At 62.3% G+C, this 18,465-nt stretch carries 14 protein-coding genes and 1 pseudogene; 7 read left to right on the top strand and 8 right to left on the bottom strand.

Going from position 1 to position 18,465, the window contains the following annotated elements:
- Positions 1 to 8: 8 nt before the first annotated feature.
- Positions 9 to 3,125 (top strand): multidrug efflux RND transporter permease subunit, encoded by a 3,117-nt coding sequence (locus ACLEJR_RS25350; protein ID WP_440799095.1) that lies wholly within the window; start codon positions 9 to 11, stop codon positions 3,123 to 3,125.
- Positions 3,126 to 3,328: 203 nt separating this feature from the next.
- On the opposite strand, the gene ACLEJR_RS25355 is transcribed toward ACLEJR_RS25350, so the two are convergent.
- The 5 genes and pseudogenes from ACLEJR_RS25355 to ACLEJR_RS25375 form a co-directional block, all read right to left on the bottom strand.
- Positions 3,329 to 4,516, bottom strand: coding sequence for a pyridoxal phosphate-dependent aminotransferase (locus tag ACLEJR_RS25355; protein WP_440817353.1), 1,188 nt, complete (start codon positions 4,514 to 4,516; stop codon positions 3,329 to 3,331).
- A gap of 41 nt (positions 4,517 to 4,557) precedes the next feature.
- Entirely contained in the window at positions 4,558 to 5,421 is an 864-nt protein-coding gene (locus tag ACLEJR_RS25360; RefSeq protein ID WP_440799142.1) for a methyl-accepting chemotaxis protein, read from the bottom strand.
- Positions 5,416 to 6,216, bottom strand: a pseudogene (locus ACLEJR_RS25365) (MCP four helix bundle domain-containing protein); the annotation flags it as partial. The pseudogene ACLEJR_RS25365 and the gene ACLEJR_RS25360, both read right to left, overlap by 6 nt.
- Before the next feature lie 218 nt (positions 6,217 to 6,434).
- On the bottom strand, positions 6,435 to 7,571 hold the full coding sequence (locus ACLEJR_RS25370) for a glycerate kinase (protein ID WP_440817356.1): 1,137 nt from the start codon (positions 7,569 to 7,571) through the stop codon (positions 6,435 to 6,437).
- 307 nt (positions 7,572 to 7,878) lie between these two features.
- A complete protein-coding gene (locus ACLEJR_RS25375; protein WP_440817359.1) occupies positions 7,879 to 9,003 on the bottom strand; it encodes a sugar diacid recognition domain-containing protein in 1,125 nt (374 codons plus the stop codon).
- A 191-nt stretch (positions 9,004 to 9,194) separates the two neighbouring features.
- Between ACLEJR_RS25375 and ACLEJR_RS25380 the strand changes: the two genes are divergently transcribed.
- The 3 genes from ACLEJR_RS25380 (at position 9,195) to rarD (ending at position 12,769) form a co-directional block, all read left to right on the top strand.
- Entirely contained in the window at positions 9,195 to 10,505 is a 1,311-nt protein-coding gene (locus ACLEJR_RS25380; RefSeq protein WP_440799087.1) for an MFS transporter, read from the top strand.
- A gap of 204 nt (positions 10,506 to 10,709) precedes the next feature.
- Complete coding sequence (locus ACLEJR_RS25385; protein ID WP_440799085.1) at positions 10,710 to 11,723, top strand: aldo/keto reductase; 1,014 nt, start codon at positions 10,710 to 10,712, stop codon at positions 11,721 to 11,723.
- A gap of 161 nt (positions 11,724 to 11,884) precedes the next feature.
- A complete protein-coding gene (gene rarD, locus ACLEJR_RS25390; RefSeq protein WP_440817361.1) occupies positions 11,885 to 12,769 on the top strand; it encodes an EamA family transporter RarD in 885 nt (294 codons plus the stop codon).
- Between the two features lie 117 nt (positions 12,770 to 12,886).
- Here the strand turns inward: rarD and hppD are convergent, their stop codons facing one another.
- Together hppD and ACLEJR_RS25400 are read right to left on the bottom strand one after the other, a co-directional pair.
- On the bottom strand, positions 12,887 to 13,963 hold the full coding sequence (gene hppD, locus ACLEJR_RS25395; protein WP_440799081.1) for a 4-hydroxyphenylpyruvate dioxygenase: 1,077 nt from the start codon (positions 13,961 to 13,963) through the stop codon (positions 12,887 to 12,889).
- A 250-nt stretch (positions 13,964 to 14,213) separates the two neighbouring features.
- A complete protein-coding gene (locus tag ACLEJR_RS25400; RefSeq protein ID WP_440817364.1) occupies positions 14,214 to 15,158 on the bottom strand; it encodes a DMT family transporter in 945 nt (314 codons plus the stop codon).
- 186 nt (positions 15,159 to 15,344) lie between these two features.
- Here ACLEJR_RS25400 and ACLEJR_RS25405 point away from each other — a divergent pair, with 186 nt between their 5' ends.
- A complete protein-coding gene (locus ACLEJR_RS25405; RefSeq protein WP_440799076.1) occupies positions 15,345 to 16,214 on the top strand; it encodes a LysR family transcriptional regulator in 870 nt (289 codons plus the stop codon).
- Positions 16,215 to 16,519: 305 nt separating this feature from the next.
- Entirely contained in the window at positions 16,520 to 16,885 is a 366-nt protein-coding gene (locus tag ACLEJR_RS25410; protein WP_440799074.1) for a histone-like nucleoid-structuring protein, MvaT/MvaU family, read from the top strand.
- A 97-nt stretch (positions 16,886 to 16,982) separates the two neighbouring features.
- Here ACLEJR_RS25410 and ACLEJR_RS25415 read toward each other — a convergent pair whose 3' ends face one another.
- Positions 16,983 to 17,519: a DUF4946 domain-containing protein gene (locus tag ACLEJR_RS25415; protein ID WP_440799072.1), complete on the bottom strand. Its 537-nt coding sequence runs from the start codon at positions 17,517 to 17,519 to the stop codon at positions 16,983 to 16,985.
- A gap of 192 nt (positions 17,520 to 17,711) precedes the next feature.
- Here ACLEJR_RS25415 and gloA point away from each other — a divergent pair, with 192 nt between their 5' ends.
- Entirely contained in the window at positions 17,712 to 18,233 is a 522-nt protein-coding gene (gloA, locus tag ACLEJR_RS25420; RefSeq protein ID WP_440817366.1) for a lactoylglutathione lyase, read from the top strand.
- Positions 18,234 to 18,465: the final 232 nt, after the last annotated feature.

Genomic DNA, 18,465 nt, shown 5'->3' on the forward strand with positions numbered 1-18,465 from the left:
AACGTCCTATGCCGCAGTTCTTTATCGACCGCCCGGTGTTCGCCTGGGTGGTTGCGTTGTTCATTCTCCTGGCCGGTGCCCTTGCCATTCCAAAGCTGCCAGTGGCGCAGTACCCGGACGTCGCGCCGCCGCAGATCGAGATCTCCGCCACCTACCCGGGCGCTTCGGCGCAGACCGTGGACGAAAGCGTGGTCAGCCTGATCGAGGAAGAGCTCAACGGTGCCGACCACCTGCTGTACTTCGGCTCCCAGAGCAGCCTCGGCAGCGCCACGATCACCGCGACCTTTCAACCTGGTACGAATCCGGAACTGGCTCAGGTCGATGTGCAGAACCGCCTCAAGGCCGTGGAGTCGCGCCTGCCCCAGTCAGTCACCCAGCAAGGCTTGCAGGTGGAAAAGGTCTCGGCCGGTTTCCTGTTGCTGATCACCCTCACCTCCAGCGACGGCAAGCTCGACGACGTGGCCCTCAGCGATTACCTGGCGCGTAACGTGATGAACGAGATCAAGCGCCTGGATGGCGTCGGCAAGGCGCAGTTGTACGGTGCCGAGCGGGCGATGCGGATCTGGGTCGATCCGCAGAAACTGTTGAGCTTCAACCTGACGCCGGCGGACGTCAACGCGGCCATCGTCGCCCAGAACGCCCAGGTGTCGGCGGGCAGTATCGGCGACCTGCCGAGCCGTACCACCCAGGAAATCACCGCGACGATCATGGTCAAGGGGCAGCTGTCGACGCCTGAGGAATTTGCCGACATTGTGCTCAAGGCCAATCCCGACGGCTCCACCGTGCGCATCGGCGATGTGGCTCGGGTCGAAATCGGCAGCCAGGAATATCAATTCTCCACCCGCCTCAACGGCAAGCCCTCCACCGCTGTGGGCGTGCAATTGTCGCCGGGGGCCAATGCCCTGAACACCGCCACGCTGGTGCGGGCCAAAATGGACGAGCTGGCGCGGTATTTCCCGGCCGGCGTGCAATACAAGATCCCGTACGACACCTCGCCCTTCGTCAAGGTCTCGATCACCAAGGTGGTCTACACCCTCGGCGAGGCGATGCTGCTGGTGTTCGCGGTGATGTTTCTGTTCCTGCAGAACATCCGCTACACCCTGATCCCGACGCTGGTGGTGCCGGTGGCGCTGATGGGCACCTTTGCCACCATGCTGGCTCTGGGTTTTTCCATCAACGTGCTGACCATGTTCGGCATGGTGCTGGCCATCGGCATCCTGGTGGACGATGCCATCGTCGTGGTGGAAAACGTCGAGCGGATCATGGCCAGCGAAGGCCTGACGCCCAAGCAAGCCACACGCAAGGCGATGCGCCAGATCACCGGTGCGATCATCGGCATTACGCTGGTGCTGGTGGCGGTGTTCATCCCGATGGCGTTCATGCAAGGCTCGGTGGGCGTGATCTACCGGCAGTTCTCGCTGTCCATGGCGACCTCGATCCTGTTTTCAGCCTTCCTCGCGCTGACCTTGACCCCAGCCCTTTGCGCGACCTTGCTCAAGCCCATCAGCCAGGGCGAGCACCACGCCAAGGGCGGATTCTTCGGCTGGTTCAACCGACGTTTCGAGCAACTGGGTGATCGCTATCAGGGCTGGGTGACCTATGCGCTCAAGCGTACCGGGCGCTACCTGTTGATCTACGGCGTGCTGCTGGTGGGCATGGGCCTGTTGTTCAGTCGCCTGCCCTCCTCGTTCCTGCCGGTGGAGGACCAGGGCTATACCATCACTGACATCCAGCTGCCGCCCGGCGCCAGCAAGAACCGCACGGTGCAGGTGGTCGAGCAGATCGAGGCGCACAACGCCGGCGAACCGGGCGTGGGTGACAGCACGGTGATCCTGGGCTTCAGTTTTTCCGGCAGCGGGCAGAACGCCGCGCTGGCCTTTACCACGCTCAAGGACTGGGCGGAGCGTGGCAGCGACGACTCGGCCGGCTCGATTGCCGAGCGCGCCAACATGGCCTTCGGCAACATCAAGGATGCCATGGTCTTCGCGGTGCTGCCGCCGCCGGTGGATGGCCTGGGTACTTCCAGTGGCTTCGAGTTCCGCTTGCAGGATCGTGGCGGCCTCGGCCACGCCACGCTGATGCAGGCCCGCGACGAACTGCTCGCAGCTGCGGAAAAAAGCCCGGTGCTGGCGAACGTCCGCGAGAGCGCCCTGGCCGAAGCACCGCAAGTGCAGTTGGAGGTGGATCGCAAACAGGCCAACGCGTTGGGCGTGTCCTTTGCCGATGTCGGCAATGTGCTGGCGACGGCGGTCGGTTCGGCCTACATCAACGACTTCCCCAATCAGGGGCGGATGCAACGGGTGGTGGTCCAGGCCGAGGGTGACCAGCGTAGCCAGGTCGAGGATCTGCTGAAGATCCATGTGCGCAACGACGCCGGGAAAATGGTCCCGCTGTCGGCGTTTGTCCGAGCCAAGTGGACCCAGGGCCCGGCGCAATTGACTCGCTACAATGGCTACCCGGCCATCGCCATTTCCGGCGAACCGGCGCCCGGCCACAGCACTGGCGAGGCCATGGCCGAGATCGAGCGGCTGGTAGCCCTCGGTCCGCTCGGCCTGGGCCAGGAATGGACCGGGCTGTCCTTGCAGGAACGCCTGTCCGGCAGCCAGGCACCGATCCTGCTCGGTTTGTCGTTGCTGGTGGTGTTCCTGTGCCTGGCGGCGCTGTACGAGAGCTGGTCCATCCCCACATCGGTGTTGCTGGTGGTCCCGCTGGGCGTGCTTGGCGCAGTACTGGCGGTGTCGTTGCGCGGCATGCCCAACGATGTGTTCTTCAAGGTCGGGCTGGTGACCATCATTGGCCTGTCGGCGAAGAACGCGATCCTGATCATCGAATTCGCCAAGAGCCTCTACGATGAAGGCCACGACCTGATCGACGCCACGCTCCAGGCCGCACGCCTGCGCCTGCGGCCGATCATCATGACGTCCCTGGCCTTCATCCTTGGCGTGGTGCCGCTGGCAATCGCGACGGGAGCCAGTTCGGCAAGCCAGCAGGCCATCGGGACGGGGGTGATTGGCGGGATGATCAGCGCTACCTTGGCGGTCATATTTGTGCCGGTGTTTTTCGTTGGGGTGATGAGGCTGGTGGGTAGGTCCGGTGCCAGGTCAGTCGATCCTGAGGCTGACTGATGCACCGCTGTCGCGAGCAGGCTCGCTCCCACAGGGGGCCGGTGGTGTGCTCAAGTCTTGCAGGCATGCCTGAAGCGCTGTGGGAGCGGAGAAAGCTCGACTCCCACAGCCGGTGAGGCTGTTCACAAATCCTGCGTTCGTCACAAATCCCCTGTGGGAGCGAGCCTGCTCGCGATGAGGCCATCGAGCCCCCACATCGCCCCTCAGGCCCGCCGCTCCTGCAACAAGCCCTCCGCGCACGAGACGATCCGCTGGCAGGCATCCGCCAGTTTCAGCTGATCGACCACCAACCCGATGCGGATATGCCCCGCCGCACTGGGACCAAAGGCTTCGCCGGCCAGCACCGACACGCCATAACCCTCCAGCAGGTGTTCGGCAAAGGCCTGTGCGTCGAGGCCGGTCGGGCGCACGTCCACCATCACGAACATCCCGCCATCGGGCCGCACCGGCTTGAGCCCGGAGCACTCACCCAGCGCGGCACACACCAGGTCCCGGCGCCGACGGTACTCTTCGCACATATGCGCCACCTCGGGCAGATCCGTATCCAACGCCACCTGCGCCGCACGTTGCACGAAATCCGGCAAACCGAACAGCATGCACAGCGACAGGTTCGCCAGATGTCCGGCCAGCGATTGCGGCCCGATCACCCAGCCGATCCGCCAACCGGTCATGGCATGGGACTTGGACAGGCTGTTGATGGTCGCGGTGCGCTCGGCCATGCCCGGCAGGCTGGCCGGACTGATGTGCTCGCCTTCGTACAGCAGGTCGCTGTAGACCTCGTCGCTGATCATCCACAAATCATGTTCGATGCATAGCCGCGCCAACCCTTGCCAGGTTGGCAACGGCAGACTGGCACCGGACGGATTGTTCGGGCTGTTGAGCAACATCGCCCGGGTGCGCGAGGTGATCAGCCGCGCCACATCCGCCGGCTCGACCCGAAAGCCGTTTTCCGGGCGCACCGGCACTGGCACCACCTTCGCTCCACAGGCACCGAACACGGCTTCGTAGGTGACATACATCGGCTCGGCGACGATCACTTCGTCGCCGGGATCGAGCAGGCATTGCGCAACCGCGAATACCCCGCACTGTGCCCCCGGCAGCACCGTCACGTGACTGGCCTCGACCCATTGGCCGCATCGCTCGCGGTGGCGCCGGGCAATGCTCTGGCGCAGCCCGTGCAGGCCGCGAACGTCGGAATAATGCGTCTCCCCGGCCCGCAAACTGCCCACCGCCGCATCGACGATGGCCCGCGGCGTGTCGAAATCCGGATCGCCCACCGACAACAGCAGCACGTCCATGCCCTGCTCGCGCATGGCCAGTGCCCGGTCGTGAATCTGCCAGGCGGCGGCGCCATCGCCGGTGATGCGTTGGGTCAAGGCTGAAAAGCGCATGTACGTCTCCTGATTGCGCGGGGTCCAGCCTCAACCCTATCTCAAATCACAAACCGCGCCACCATCGCATTCAAACCCACCGCCAGACGCGACAGCTCATGAGTGGCGTCGCTGGTCTGCTGCGCGCCACTGGCCGACTGGGTGGCGAGGTCACGGATGTTGACCAAGTTGCGGTCCACCTCGCGGGAAACCTGGGCCTGTTCCTCCGAAGCGCTGGCGATCACCAGGTTGCGTTCATTGATCTGGTGGATCGACTGGGTAATCTGCTCCAAGGCCACGCCGGCGGCCCGAGCCAACTCCAGGGTACTCTGGGTACGCTGGTTGCTTTGCTGCATCGATTGCACGGCCTCGCCGGTGCCGTTCTGGATGCCGGCAACCATTTTTTCGATTTCCTGGGTCGATTGCGCAGTACGGTGGGCCAACGCCCGGACCTCGTCGGCCACCACCGCGAAACCGCGCCCGGCCTCGCCAGCGCGGGCGGCTTCGATGGCGGCGTTGAGCGCCAGCAGGTTGGTCTGTTCGGCGATGGCGCGAATCACGTCCAGCACCTTGCCAATGTCTCGCCCCTGGACCGCCAGGCCTTCGATCATCGAAGCGGTGGCTTGCACGTCATGGGTCATGGTCTGGATCGCATCGACGGTTTCCACTACACGGGTGCGGCCTTCGCGAGCCGCCTGGGTCGACTGGTTCGAGGCCTCGGAAGTGGACACGGCATTGCGGGCCACCTCTTCCACCGCCGCGGTCATTTCGTTGACGGCGGTGGCGGCCTGTTCGATTTCGTTGTGCTGCTGTTGCAGGCCCCGTGAGGATTCCTGGGTCACCGCGCTGAGCTCTTCGGCTGCTGCCCCCAACTGAGTGGCAGAACCGGCAATCTGTTCGATGGTCTTGCGCAGGCTGGCTTGCATATCGGCCAGCGCCTTGAGCAAGCGGCCGGGTTCGTCCTTGCCGTCATCGGTGATGACCTGGACCAGGTTGCCGCCGGCAATGGTGCGAGCGGCCTCCAGCGCGCGGTTGAGGGGGGTGACGATGCTGCGGGTCAGCAGCAAGGCCAATGCCACGGTGGCCAGGGCGGCAATGACCGAGACGATAACGATGCCGGTGATGGCGCTGTCGTAGTGTTCGCCGGCATTGGCCGCTGCCTCGCCCGCGCCGTCCACATTGATCGCGATGAGCTTGTTGAGCTGCTCACCCATCAGATCGGTGCCTTCCTTGATTTTGGTGTTGATGTGGGCACGCAGCTCGTCGACCTTGTTCTGGCGCGACAGGTCGAGCATGTCCCGCTGGGCCTGCAGGTACTTTTCCAGGGTGGCGGAAAAGGTCTTATACAGTTCGGCCTCTTGCGCAGTGGTTGGCAACGCGGCGTAGCTGCTGTTGGCCTTGTTCAATTTTTCCGTCAGCACGCCAATGCGGGTCTCGGCTTCGGCAAGGCTGGCCGGGTCGCGGTTGACCAGGATCCGGAACGAGAGGATACGCATGCGCAGCACGTTTTCCATCACATTGGCGAGGTAGCCGATGCTGGGCACCTGAGTGTGTTCCATGTCCACCGAGGCCTGGCGGATGACCGACATGCGATTGGCGGCGAACACGCCGAGGAGGATCACCAGCAGGGCGATGACGGTGAAGCCGAGAAAGGCTCGGGGCGCGATGTTCAGGCTACGTAGGGACATGGGAGACCTCGGGCGTTGGGGTCGAGCATCCATGCAGGAAGGCGCGTTGGTTGAAATATTTGTTTGTGCGCTTAACCCGTTATCGGCTGGGCTTCACGTTTTTGCAGGGGGCTCTAAAAATATATTTCACAGACGTTTTTTGTGGCGAGGGAGCTTGCTCCCGCTGGACTGCGCAGCAGTCCCATCCTTGCGGTCGCTGCGCAACCAAGCGGGAGCAAGCTCCCTCGCCACGGGGATTTGCGCCAGGCGGGCTATTGCGCCGCGATCCGCCAGAGCCGGGCAATATCCCGGGCGCGCTCGGCTAGCAGACGTGGGGCCTCGGCGCAGGCGTCTTGCAAGGTCATCGGCCCGCTGGTCAAGGCAAAGGCCGCGTCGATGCCGTGTTCATACAGTGCGTTATAGCCCTCTCCCAGCGTGCCGGCGATGACCACCACCGGTACGCCGTGCTCACGGGCAATGCGGGCCACGCCAAAGGGAGTCTTGCCACGCAGGGTCTGGGCGTCGAAACGGCCCTCACCGGTGATCACCAGGTCGGCGCCGTTGATCGCTTCGGCCAGGCCGGTCAGTTGTGCAACCACATCGACGCCGGTGCGAAATTGCGCCCCCAGGAAAGCCTTGGCCGCGAAGCCCAGGCCACCGGCGGCGCCACTGCCCGGTTCGTCGCGGACATCCTTGTTCAACGCCTGGGCACAATGTTCGGCAAAGTGGCCCAAGGCCTGATCCAGTTGCCGCACCTGCTCGACCGAAGCACCTTTCTGCGGACCGAAGACCGCGGAGGCACCGTGGGGCCCGCACAGCGGGTTATCGACATCGGCGGCGATCTCGAAACTGACCTGGGCCAGGCGCGGGTCAAGGCCACTCAGGTCGATGCGCGACAGTTTTGCCAGGGCCAGGCCGCCGGGTGGCAGCGGGTTGTCCTGTTCATCGAGCAACGCCACGCCGAGCGCCTGCATTGCACCGGCTCCGCCGTCGTTGGTGGCGCTGCCGCCGATGGCCAGGATCACCCGCCCGGCGCCCGCGTCCAACGCGGCGCGAATCAGCTCACCCGTGCCGTAGGTGCTGCTGATGCAAGCATCCCGCTGCCCCGGCGGCACCAACTGCAAACCGCTGGCCTCGGCCATTTCGATGATCGCGGTGCGACTCTCGGACAACCAGCCCCAGCGCGCCTCGACGGCGACACCCAGCGGACCTTGGACCCGGTTGCGTCGCCACTGGCCGTTGCAGGCAGCCAGTACCGATTCCACCGTCCCTTCCCCGCCGTCAGCCATCGGGCACTTGACCAACCGCGCATCGGGCCAGACCTGGGCCAGCCCCCGGGCAATCGCATCGGCCACGCCCTGGGCGCTGAGGCTGTCCTTGAACGAGTCGGGGGCGATGATTATCTTCATTTTATTCTCCGGTTCCGATGCACAGCATGCTGCCAGCTGACCGCCACCGTGACGCCGGTCTGCCGCACAAAAGACTGGGGGGATTATTGTTCAATTTTACAAAGGGTGGGTTCGGTCGCGGGAGTCGTTGTGCTGCCGAAGGCCTCATCGCGAGCAGCCTCGCTCCCACAGGGGAACTGTTGTGAACTCCGGTCCTGCGTGCAACGCCGATCCACTGTGGGAGCGAGCCTGCTCGCGATAGCGGTATGGCTGGCACTCCCCGGTTGAATGGACCTCCGCCGTCGCGAGCAGGCTCGCCCCCACAGGGTCATAGCGGTGGGCTTTCGGTTTGCGGCAACAACTGCACCCCCAGGTACAACGCCAGCATTCCATCCAGCCGCAACGGGTCGACGCCGCTGAGTTCGGCGATGCGTTCCATGCGATAACGCAGGCTGTTGCGATGGATACCCAGGGCTTCGGCGCAGGCCTGGCTCTGGCCGTCGTGGTCGCACCAGCAGCGCAGGGTCGCGAGCAACTGGCCGTTGCTGTCCTTGGCGATGACCTTGCGCAACGGTGTCAGCAGTTCATCGAGGGCATCGTCGCTGCGATGGCGCCAGAGCAGCACCGGCAAGCGATAACGGCTGAGGGCCAGCAGCCGTGATTGCGGCAATACATCGCGTCCGTAGGCCAGCAGGTCGGCCACCCGCCGATAGCACCGGCGCAGCCCCGCCAGTCCCTCAGCCTGCCCACCTACCGCTATGCGCAGAATGCTCCAACCCAACCCATCGAGCTTGCTCAGCAACCGCTCGTTCTCCACCGAAGCGCTGACCGGCCGGCACCAGAGCAACGAGGATTTCGACGAGGTCAGGCACCAGCTGTCCGGGTAGCGGGACATCAACCAGGCGCTCAAGGTCTCGACGGTCTGCCCTGGTCCGTGTTCCAGGCCCAGTTCGAACAGATACGGCACCCGCGACAATTGTGGCTTGAGGCCCATCTGCCGCGCTTCGTCCAACAGCCGCGGCGAGTCACCGGCATCGCCCAGCAACAACGCCAGCAAATCATCGCAGCGCTGGCGGCGCCATTGCTGCTCGGCCTGCTGGTTGCGCTGAGCCAGCAGCATCTCGGCGGTCATGCGCACCAGTTCGGCGTAGGTGCGCAGCTGCTCAGGCTGGCCGGTGATGCCCAACACGCCGATCAGCCTTTGATCGAGCATCAGCGGCAGATTGATTCCCGGTTGCACGCCCTTGAGGTGCTGCGCCGTGTGTTCGTCGATCTCCACCACCCGACCGTTGGCCAGCACCAGTTGCGCGCCCTCATGCCGGGTATTGACCCGTTCACGCTCGCCACTGCCGAGGATCAGGCCCTGGTTGTCCATGACGTTGACGTTAAACGGCAGGATCGCCATCGCCCGGTCGACGATGTCCTGCGCCAGGTCGTGATCGAGTTCGAACATCAGCGGGTTCCTTGCAGCGGCGTTGATGGTTATTTTTGAGCGTCATGCCCGAACGTTGGTCAGACGCACAGGCTCTTCGACCAAACCCTGTGCGCCGGCACAAAGACACGGACCCTTGGGCTGGCCGAGACTCAAGGGGCGGTCAACGTTACCCCCTGGCTCGCAAAAATCATAATAAAGAGAGACCCGCCATGTCCCAGAGCGCAACAGCCCTCCTGGCTACTCCCGACGAAAAAAGCAGCGTCTACAGACGCATCACCCTGCGTCTGATCCCCTTCATCTTCATCTGCTACCTGTTCAACTACCTTGACCGGGTCAACGTTGGCTTCGCCAAGTTGCAGATGCTCGATGCGCTGAAGTTCAGCGAAACCGTGTACGGCCTCGGTGCCGGGATATTCTTCATCGGCTACGTGCTGTGCGGCGTACCGAGCAACCTGGCCCTGAACAAGTTCGGCCCACGGCGCTGGATCGCGCTGATGATGATCACCTGGGGCACATTGTCGACCTGCCTGCTGTTCGTCACCACGCCCACCGGGTTCTACACCCTGCGGCTGCTCACCGGCGCAGCCGAGGCCGGGTTCTTCCCGGGCGTGGTGTTGTACCTCTCGCAATGGTTTCCGACGTTTCGCCGGGGCCGGATCATGGCGCTGTTCATGTCCGCCATTCCGGTCTCGGGCCTGTTGGGCAGCCCGTTTTCCGGCTGGATCCTCAACCACTTCGGCGCGGGCCAGGGCGGCCTGGCGGGCTGGCAGTGGATGTTCCTGCTGCAAGGCCTGCCGACGGTGCTGCTTGGGGCGCTGGCGTTTTTCCTGCTCAGCGACACCTTCGCCAACGCCAAGTGGCTGACCGACCACGAACGCGCCGTGCTCACCGCCGACCATGCCGAAGACTTGGCGAACAAACCGAAGACCAGCAGCGATTCCTTGCTTGCGGTGTTCAGGAACCCGGCGATCTGGGCGTTTGGCCTGGTGTATTTCTGTATCCAGAGCGGCGTGTACGCGATCAACTTCTGGCTGCCGTCGATCATCAAGAGCCTGGGCTTTGCCGATAACCTGGTGATCGGCTGGCTGAGCGCAATTCCATACCTGTTGGCGGCGCTGTTCATGTTGCTGGTGGGCCGCTCGGCGGACCTGCGCAAGGAGCGTCGCTGGCACTTGGTAGTGCCGATGCTGATGGGCGCGGCCGGGCTGCTGATCGCGGTCAATTTCGCCAGCACCCCGAGCGTCGCGATTATCGGCCTGTCCATCGCCACCATGGGCGCCCTCACCGGCCTGCCGATGTTCTGGCCGGTGCCCACCGCCCTGCTCAGCGCCGGCGCCGCAGCCGGCGGCTTGGCGCTGATCAATTCCATGGGACAGATGGCCGGTTTTCTCAGTCCGTACCTGGTGGGCTGGGTCAAGGATGCCAGCGGTTCTACCGACGCCGCGCTGTACGTACTGGCCGGGGTGATCGTGGCCGGCAGCCTGCTGGCGTTGCGCATGACGCGTACCCTAAGGGCCTGACGCCGATTCCCTATGGAAAGCTTTTTGTGGGTGCGAGCTTGCTCGCGATAGCGTTCGACCAGTCGGTATCAATGTCGGTTGACCTGCCGTCATCGCGAGCAAGCTCGCTCCCACAGGGATTAAGGGTGTTTGATAAATCTGTTTGATCCATGCGGTGGTTCTGGGGTTTGATTGGCCTTTCCCCTCGATGAAAAGGATCTTGTCATGAGCTACCGCACGCTAGGCCATTCCGGGTTGCACGTCTCGACACTGACCCTGGGCACGATGATGTTTGGCGAACAGACCAGCACCGAGGAATCGCTGCGGATCATCGACAAGGCCTGGGACCAGGGCATCAATTTCATCGACACCGCGGACGTCTACACCGGTGGTCGCTCCGAAGAAATCGTCGGCGAGGCCATCGCCCGCCATCGTCACGAATGGGTGCTCGCCACCAAGGTCGGCTTCGGCCCGCCGGACGGCATGCCCAACCGCAGCGGCCTGAGCCGCAAGCATCTGTTCAACGGCATCGAGGCCAGCCTGACGCGCTTGGGCACCGATTACCTGGACATCTATTACCTGCACCGCGAAGACCACAGCACCCCATTGCACGTGACCGTGTCGGCCATCGGCGATCTGATTCGCCAGGGCAAGATCCGCTACTGGGGCTTGTCGAACTACCGTGGCTGGCGCATCGCCGAGGTGATCCGGATCGCCGACAGCCTGGGCATCGACCGGCCGGTGATCAGCCAACCGTTGTACAACATCGTCAACCGCCAGGCCGAAACCGAGCAGATCACTGCCGCGCAGAACTATGGCCTCGGCGTGGTGCCCTTCAGCCCCCTCGCCCGTGGCGTGCTCAGCGGCAAGTACGCGCCCGACGTCGCACCGGATGCCAACAGCCGCGCCGGACGGCAGGACAAGCGCATCCTGGAAACCGAATGGCGGGTCGAGTCGCTGCGCATCGCCCAGCAGATCCAGCAGTACACCCAGGGTCGGGGCGTGGGCATCGTCGAATTCGCCATCGCCTGGGTCCTGAACAACAGCGCCGTGACTTCGGCCATCGTCGGCCCGCGCACCGAGCAACAGTGGGACACTTATACCAAAGCGCAGGCGGTGGAGATCACGGCGCAGGATGAAGCTTTCATCGATTCGCTGGTGACACCGGGACACGCCTCGACGCCAGGGTTCAATGATGTGAGCCACTTCGTGCCGGGACGCGTGCCGCGTACGTCATAAGCCTCATTGAAGTGCAAATCCTGTGGTGAGGGAGCTTGCTTCCGCCGGGTCGCGTAGCGGACCTCATTGGCGGCCGCTTCGCAGCCGAGCGGGAGCAAGCTCCCTCGCCACAGGTAATACCTTGCCCCATCGTGCATCAACCCTGCTAATAAGAGGCCTCAGTGTCCAAAGGCATCGCTCTATCAGTCTCGGCCTCTGCGCTGTTCGCTGTCATGTACTACTACACCTCGCTGCTTTCACCGCTGACCGGCGTGGAAATCTTTGGCTGGCGCATGCTGTTGACCATGCCCTGCATGACCGTGTTCATGCTGGTGACCCGCGAATGGAAACTCGTCACCCAGCTACTCGGGCGCCTGCTCGCCACGCCTTGGCTGTTGCTCGCGGCGATCGCTTCGTCGGCGCTGATGGGCGCGCAACTGTGGCTGTTCATGTGGGCGCCGCTCAATGGCTATAGCCTGGATGTATCGCTGGGGTATTTCCTGCTGCCGCTGTCGATGGTCCTGACCGGGCGCATCGTCTACCGCGAACGCCTGTCATACCTGCAAAAGATCGCAGTGTTCCTCGCCACCCTGGGGGTATTCAACGAGCTGTACCAGGTCGGGGGTTTTTCCTGGGCAACCTTGCTGGTGGTGATCGGTTACCCGATCTATTTCATCCTGCGCAAACGCATCAAGACCGACAACCTGGGCGGGCTCTGGCTCGACATGATGCTGATGCTGCCGGTGGCGCTCTGGTTCGTGCAGAGCGGCGAACAAGGTTTCAATGTATTCGACCAGCACCCATGGCTGGCGCTGCTGATCCCGTTGCTCGGGGTGATCAGTGCTTCGGCGCTGGTGTCCTACATCATCGCCAGCCGTCTGCTGCCGTTCAGTCTGTTCGGGTTGTTGAGTTATGTCGAACCGGTGTTGCTGCTGGGTGTGGCGCTGTTGCTGGGTGAAAGCATCAAGGCCGGCGAGTGGTTGACCTGCATCCCGATCTGGCTGGCCGTGGCGGTATTGGTGTTCGAAGGGTTCAAGCACCTGATGCGGCAACAGCGCCGCACCTGAACAGCACCCTTTCCCCTGTGGGAGCGAGCAGGCTCGCTCCCACAGGGTCTTGAAAACGTCGGCAATAAAAAGCCCGCCCGGCATCACTGCCGGGCGGGCTTTTTCATCATTCGACGATCACTCGGTGGTGAGCACACCCCGACGCACCTGATCGCGCTCGATGGATTCGAACAGCGCCTTGAAGTTGCCTTCGCCAAAACCATCGTCACCCTTGCGCTGGATGAACTCGAAGAACACCGGTCCCATCAGGGTCTCCGAGAAGATCTGCAGCAGCAATCGCTTGTCGCCCTGCTCGGAAGCGCCGTCCAGCAGGATGCCGCGCGATTGCAGCTCGGCCACTGGTTCACCGTGGTTCGGCAGGCGGCCTTCGAGCATTTCGTAGTAGGTGTCTGGCGGGGCGGTCATGAAGCGCATGCCGATCTTCTTCAACGCGTCCCAAGTCTTGACCAGGTCATCGGTGAGAAAGGCCACGTGCTGGATGCCTTCGCCGTTGAACTGCATCAGGAACTCTTCGATCTGCCCGGCGCCCTTGGACGACTCCTCATTGAGCGGGATGCGGATCATGCCATCCGGGGCGGTCATGGCCTTGGACGTCAGGCCGGTGTATTCGCCCTTGATGTCGAAGTAACGGATCTCGCGGAAGTTGAACAGCTTCTCGTAGAAGCCCGCCCAGTAGGCCATGCGGCCGCGGTACACGTTGTGGGTCAGGTGGTCGATGATTTTCAGGCCGGCACCCACCGGGTGGCGGTCGACGCCTTCGAGGAACACGAAATCGATGTCATAGATCGAGCTGCCCTCACCAAAGCGGTCGATCAGGTACAGCGGCGCGCCGCCGATGCCTTTGATCGCCGGCAGGTTCAACTCCATCGGACCGGTCTCGATGTGGATCGGTTGCGCGCCGAGTTCCAGGGCACGCTTGTAGGCCCGCTGCGAATCCTTGACTCGGAACGCCATGCCGCAGACCGACGGACCGTGCTCGGCGGCAAAGTACGAAGCCACGCTGTGGGGCTCGTTGTTGAGAATCAGGTTGATCGCGCCCTGGCGATACAGGTGCACGTCCTTGGAGCGGTGGGTCGCCACCTTGGTGAAGCCCATGATCTCGAAGATCGGCTCCAGGGTATTAGGGGTCGGGGATGCGAATTCGATGAATTCAAAGCCCATCAGGCCCATGGGATTTTCGTATAGATCTGCCATGTCGGCGCCTCATCATGCGTATCAATTAACAGGAAACGTTAGTTGCTGGCGATGCTGGAGGCACAGGGTGGCGCGCAGGAAATACCGCGAACGCTGCGGGCGAGGTAATCGCCGTAGATCAGTTGAAACCCAAGTATCTTCATTGTCGACCCAAGGCTCTTGCGGGCGAGGCTTCTGCTGCCAGAAGACGTTATTCTTATATGCGTAAATCGATTCTACACAGCGTAACCGGATTTGTCCGCCTTCTGTATCAAACCGCCCTTCCTGGGGCCCGCGCAAGAGGTTTGTTGCAGAGGAAAATACCCGTCAGGATCAGCCCGCCGCCCACGCACATCAGCGCGGTGAACCGTTCGTCCAATAACAGTGCCCCCAGCAATACCGCTGTCAGTGGATTGAGCGCGATGAACACCCCGGAACGCGTCGCGCCAATCCGGCGGATGCCGTCGTACCAGGCGATGTAGGCCAGGGCCGAACCGAGCACGCCGAGATACCCCAGGCTCAGCCACTGCCGCAGGTCCAGGCCGCGCAATGCTTCGACGCGCACCTCACCCGAGACCGCGCAGGCCAGCCACAACATCAAGGTGCCCAGCAGGATCGACCAGGTCACCGTCTGCAAGGGGCCAAGGCTTGCGTTCAGGCCTTTGGAAAACAGCGAATAGATGCCCCAGCCCAGCACGCATCCGAATATCAACAGATCGCCGATCCAACTCTGCGGGGCATCGTGCAACAGGGATGGGTCGCGACTGACGATCACCAGCCCCGCCCCGCCAATGCACAGCACGATGCCCGCCACTTTCAGCCGGCCCAGGCGCTCCTTGAACAGACACCAGGATGCCAGCCCGATCACCGCCGGGTTCAGCGCCACGATCAATGAGGCCCGTGACGCGCTGATGTGCTGCAGACCGTAGAAGAAACACAGGTTGTAGAAAAAGATGCCGAAGAACCCCAGCGCGGCCAGTTGCAAGCCCTGCTTCAGGCTGGGCCTGACCAGGGGAATCCTGACCATGGTCAGGAACAACAGCAGCGCGAGGCTGGCCAGCAGGAACCGCAGGCTGGCGGCGAACAACGGCGTCAGGGCGTCGGCCAGCATCCTGCCGGCCACGAAGGTCCCGCCCCAGATCATGGTGACCATGGCGAGCTTCAGGTAGACCGGCAGGTCGGATGGGGTTGGTGCGGTTTGTTCCAAAGCGTTCATGGTTCACCTGAAGGTCAATGGGACGTGGCGAGGGAGCTTGCTCCCGCTGGACCGCGCAGCGGGCCCGACAATCGAGGGGCTACTTCGCACCCAGCGGGAGCAAGCTCCCCTGCCACGGTATCGCGTAGGGTTGGGTTGGCGTATTGTTTGCCTCATGATCATTCATCGTAAAATGAGCAAACACTCATGACCCTGACCCAACTGGAAATCTTTTCCCTGGTCGCCGAGCTACGCGGGTTCACCGCCGCGGCAACGCGACTGGGCATCGGCCAGTCGGCGGTATCCCATGCCATCAGGTCCCTGGAGCAGGAGCTCGGCGTCGAGTTGCTTCGCCGGCATCAGGCCCAGGTGGAGCTCAGCGACATCGGTGAACGCCTGCTGCTGCGGGCCAGGGCCATGCTCGGATTGGCCAACACCTTGCGCCAGGAAGCCGCCGATGCCCGGGGCATGCGCCGTGGCACCTTGCGCATCGGCTCGTTCGGGCCGACGTCGTCGATGAAACTGCTACCCGCCATCCTGCAACGCTACCGCGCCCTGCATCCAGGCATCGAAGTGCACATCGACGAAGGACCGGACAGGCAGGTGGTCCAATGGCTGGATGAACGGCGGATTGACGTTGGCTTCGTGGTATTGCCCGAGGACCGTTTCGATACGTTCGCACTGATGGAAGACCAAATGGTCGCCCTGTTGCCCGAACGTCATCCCCTCGCAGACCAGGCCAGTTTGAGCCTCGCGGAACTGTGCAACGACCCTTTCGTGCTCACCGAGGCCGGATCGTCGGAACTGGTCACGCGCCTGTTCAACGCCGCCAGGCTCACACCCAACGTGCGCTATCGTTGCTCACAATTGCTCAGCACACTGGATGTGGTCCGACGCGGCGAAGCGGTGAGCGTCGTTTCCGAGGGTTCGCTGCCGGAAAATGATCATCCGGGCTTCATCACCCGGCCCTTGGCGCCGCCGGTGCCGCGCCAGATTGGCCTCGCGGTGCTGGACAGCCGTCAGGCCTCCCCCGCCACCCGAGCGTTTATTGAACTGGCCTGCCAGTCAAAGCGCTGAACTTTCCAGCGAGTTTTCTACTTGTTCTACCGCAATAGCGGTTCGTACTTCATACAGCTGCTGATCCGCACTAATGGCAATTACCCGTCGCCGGCCAATTGACGATCACAGCTGCGCTGTTAAGAACAGTCGCTGTTGTTACATAACGCAAAAGTTACGATTTACACTTTTCGCTTTAACTACTACAATTTTTTTACCTGTGCTGGATAGCAGGTGATTCATTATCACCGAGTCGCTTCAAGGCGCTTGGCTTATTGCTTTGTTAGCGGTGATATCAGCCAAATAATCTGATTGGAGTAACGATTTTGTCCAGACTCGCTGAATTTCGCGCAGCCGAAAAGGCCCTTCAAGAACAGCTCAAGCAGCTGGAATCGTTGAAGAATGATGCCGGGCTCAAGAAAGAAATCGAATTCGAAGAAAAGCTGCTGGGCCTGATGAAAAGCTACGGCAAGAGCCTGCGCGACATCGTCGCGATCCTCGAGCCGACCCCGTCCAAGGCTGGCCAGCAGTCGGGCAAGCCTGTCAAAACCCGCCGCGCGCGCGTGGTGAAGGTCTACCAGAACCCGCACACCGGTGAATTGATCGAGACCAAGGGCGGCAACCACCGCGGCCTCAAAGCCTGGAAAGAACAATACGGCGCGAAGACTGTTGATTCCTGGCTGCGCGGCTGAGCCGACGTCACTTCGATGAAACAAAAGCCCTGACTGGATCAGGGCTTTTTTATGGGCTGAACTTCAGGATTAGTCCGAAGGTATTACGCCGAAGGCCTTAAAGTTTCAGGCTGTTTCGTACCGACTGTATTTCATTCTGGCTTTCAACATACACCTGTGCCTGTCCGGCATAGGACAGCACGTAGGCCTTGCCGCCATTTAGTGCCGCGACCAGTGTCTGCGACAGAACATGCCTTCCGTTTTGCGTGATCGTGCAAGTGGTTTCCAGTGCAGTTACCCCGCCCAACATGGATGCATGAATCTTATTGCAGACACTCTGGTAACCGCTCTGGAAAAAATCCTTCTGGATTGATTTACGCATCTCCAGCAACACACCTTGCAAGTTGACCTGGTGATCGGGCTCGACCGTTGTCGTCGTCAGTTCCATGACCATCAGCGCGTTGCCCGCCGGGTCGTTCTTGGTCGCGCGCTGGCGCTGGGTCGCTGTCGCTGGCGTCGAGACCGACACGCCGGAAGGCAGCGCCTCGACGAACCAACCCTGCGGCCAGGCAACCTGCGGCTCATCTGCCCAGGCGCCAACACTGGCGACTGCGGCAAACGACGAGACAAACAGCCAAAGGAACGGTCGAATCATTGCACGGGCACTCAAGGATGAATCGTAAAGTCTGAAGCCCCGGGCAGCACCAGGCAATAGCCACACACGGTTTGGCGATGCCGCGCCCCTTGCGTATCATGGGCGCAGCTGCAAGGAAGCCGTTTACGCAAGCCCAGGAACCGTCGCACTTGGCTGCGACGCCGTTTGCCCCACTTATTTTCCGGAGGGCCCATGAGCCTGCACGAACTCGACACTGTCCCTGGCGTCACTGCTCAACCTGATGCTGCAACCGCGCAATTCGTCTTCAACCACACCATGTTGCGGGTCAAGGACATCAACCGGTCCCTGGACTTCTACACTCGCGTGCTGGGTTTTTCTCTGGTGGAAAAACGCGACTTCCCGGAAGCCGAATTCAGCCTGTATTTCCTGGCCCTGGTGGACAAGAAGCAGATCCCGGCGGATGCAGCAGCTCGTACCGAATGGATGAAATCGATCCCGGGCATCCTCGAATTGACCCACAACCACGGGACTGAAAGCGATCCGGCGTTTGCCTACCACAACGGCAACACCGACCCACGCGGATTCGGTCACATCTGCATCTCCGTACCGGATGTCGTCGCCGCCTGCGAGCGCTTTGAAGCGCTGGGCTGCGATTTCCAGAAACGCCTGAGCGACGGACGCATGAAGAGCCTGGCCTTCATCAAGGACCCGGATGGCTACTGGGTCGAAATCATCCAGCCTGCGCCGCTCTAAGCAGCGCTGGATTCCACCATTGTGGGAGCGAGCTTGCTCGCGATGGTTTCAGATCAGTCATATCGATATCAACTGACAGACCGCTATCGCGAGCAAGCTCGCTCCCACAGGGTCCGCGTCTTGTCTCGGTCTCAGGAACGCCACCTATCCACTGTGGGAGCGAGCCTGCTCGCGATGAGGCCCGGTCAGGCAACTGGTCATTGCCTGACCCCCGTCTCTTCTACACATCTCC

It is taken from the genome of Pseudomonas sp. SMN5, assembly GCF_052041925.1.
Classification (GTDB): Bacteria; Pseudomonadota; Gammaproteobacteria; order Pseudomonadales; family Pseudomonadaceae; genus Aquipseudomonas.

Coding starts and splice junctions, on each gene's coding strand:
- ACLEJR_RS25405 (WP_440799076.1), top strand. CDS start 15,345: ATGACCCTGACCCAACTGGAAATCTTTTCCCTGGTCGCCGAGCTACGC.
- ACLEJR_RS25385 (WP_440799085.1), top strand. CDS start 10,710: ATGAGCTACCGCACGCTAGGCCATTCCGGGTTGCACGTCTCGACACTG.
- hppD (WP_440799081.1), bottom strand. CDS start 13,963: ATGGCAGATCTATACGAAAATCCCATGGGCCTGATGGGCTTTGAATTC.
- ACLEJR_RS25400 (WP_440817364.1), bottom strand. CDS start 15,158: ATGAACGCTTTGGAACAAACCGCACCAACCCCATCCGACCTGCCGGTC.
- ACLEJR_RS25355 (WP_440817353.1), bottom strand. CDS start 4,516: ATGCGCTTTTCAGCCTTGACCCAACGCATCACCGGCGATGGCGCCGCC.
- gloA (WP_440817366.1), top strand. CDS start 17,712: ATGAGCCTGCACGAACTCGACACTGTCCCTGGCGTCACTGCTCAACCT.
- ACLEJR_RS25370 (WP_440817356.1), bottom strand. CDS start 7,571: ATGAAGATAATCATCGCCCCCGACTCGTTCAAGGACAGCCTCAGCGCC.
- ACLEJR_RS25375 (WP_440817359.1), bottom strand. CDS start 9,003: ATGTTCGAACTCGATCACGACCTGGCGCAGGACATCGTCGACCGGGCG.
- ACLEJR_RS25360 (WP_440799142.1), bottom strand. CDS start 5,421: ATGCAAGCCAGCCTGCGCAAGACCATCGAACAGATTGCCGGTTCTGCC.
- ACLEJR_RS25415 (WP_440799072.1), bottom strand. CDS start 17,519: ATGATTCGACCGTTCCTTTGGCTGTTTGTCTCGTCGTTTGCCGCAGTC.
- ACLEJR_RS25380 (WP_440799087.1), top strand. CDS start 9,195: ATGTCCCAGAGCGCAACAGCCCTCCTGGCTACTCCCGACGAAAAAAGC.
- ACLEJR_RS25350 (WP_440799095.1), top strand. CDS start 9: ATGCCGCAGTTCTTTATCGACCGCCCGGTGTTCGCCTGGGTGGTTGCG.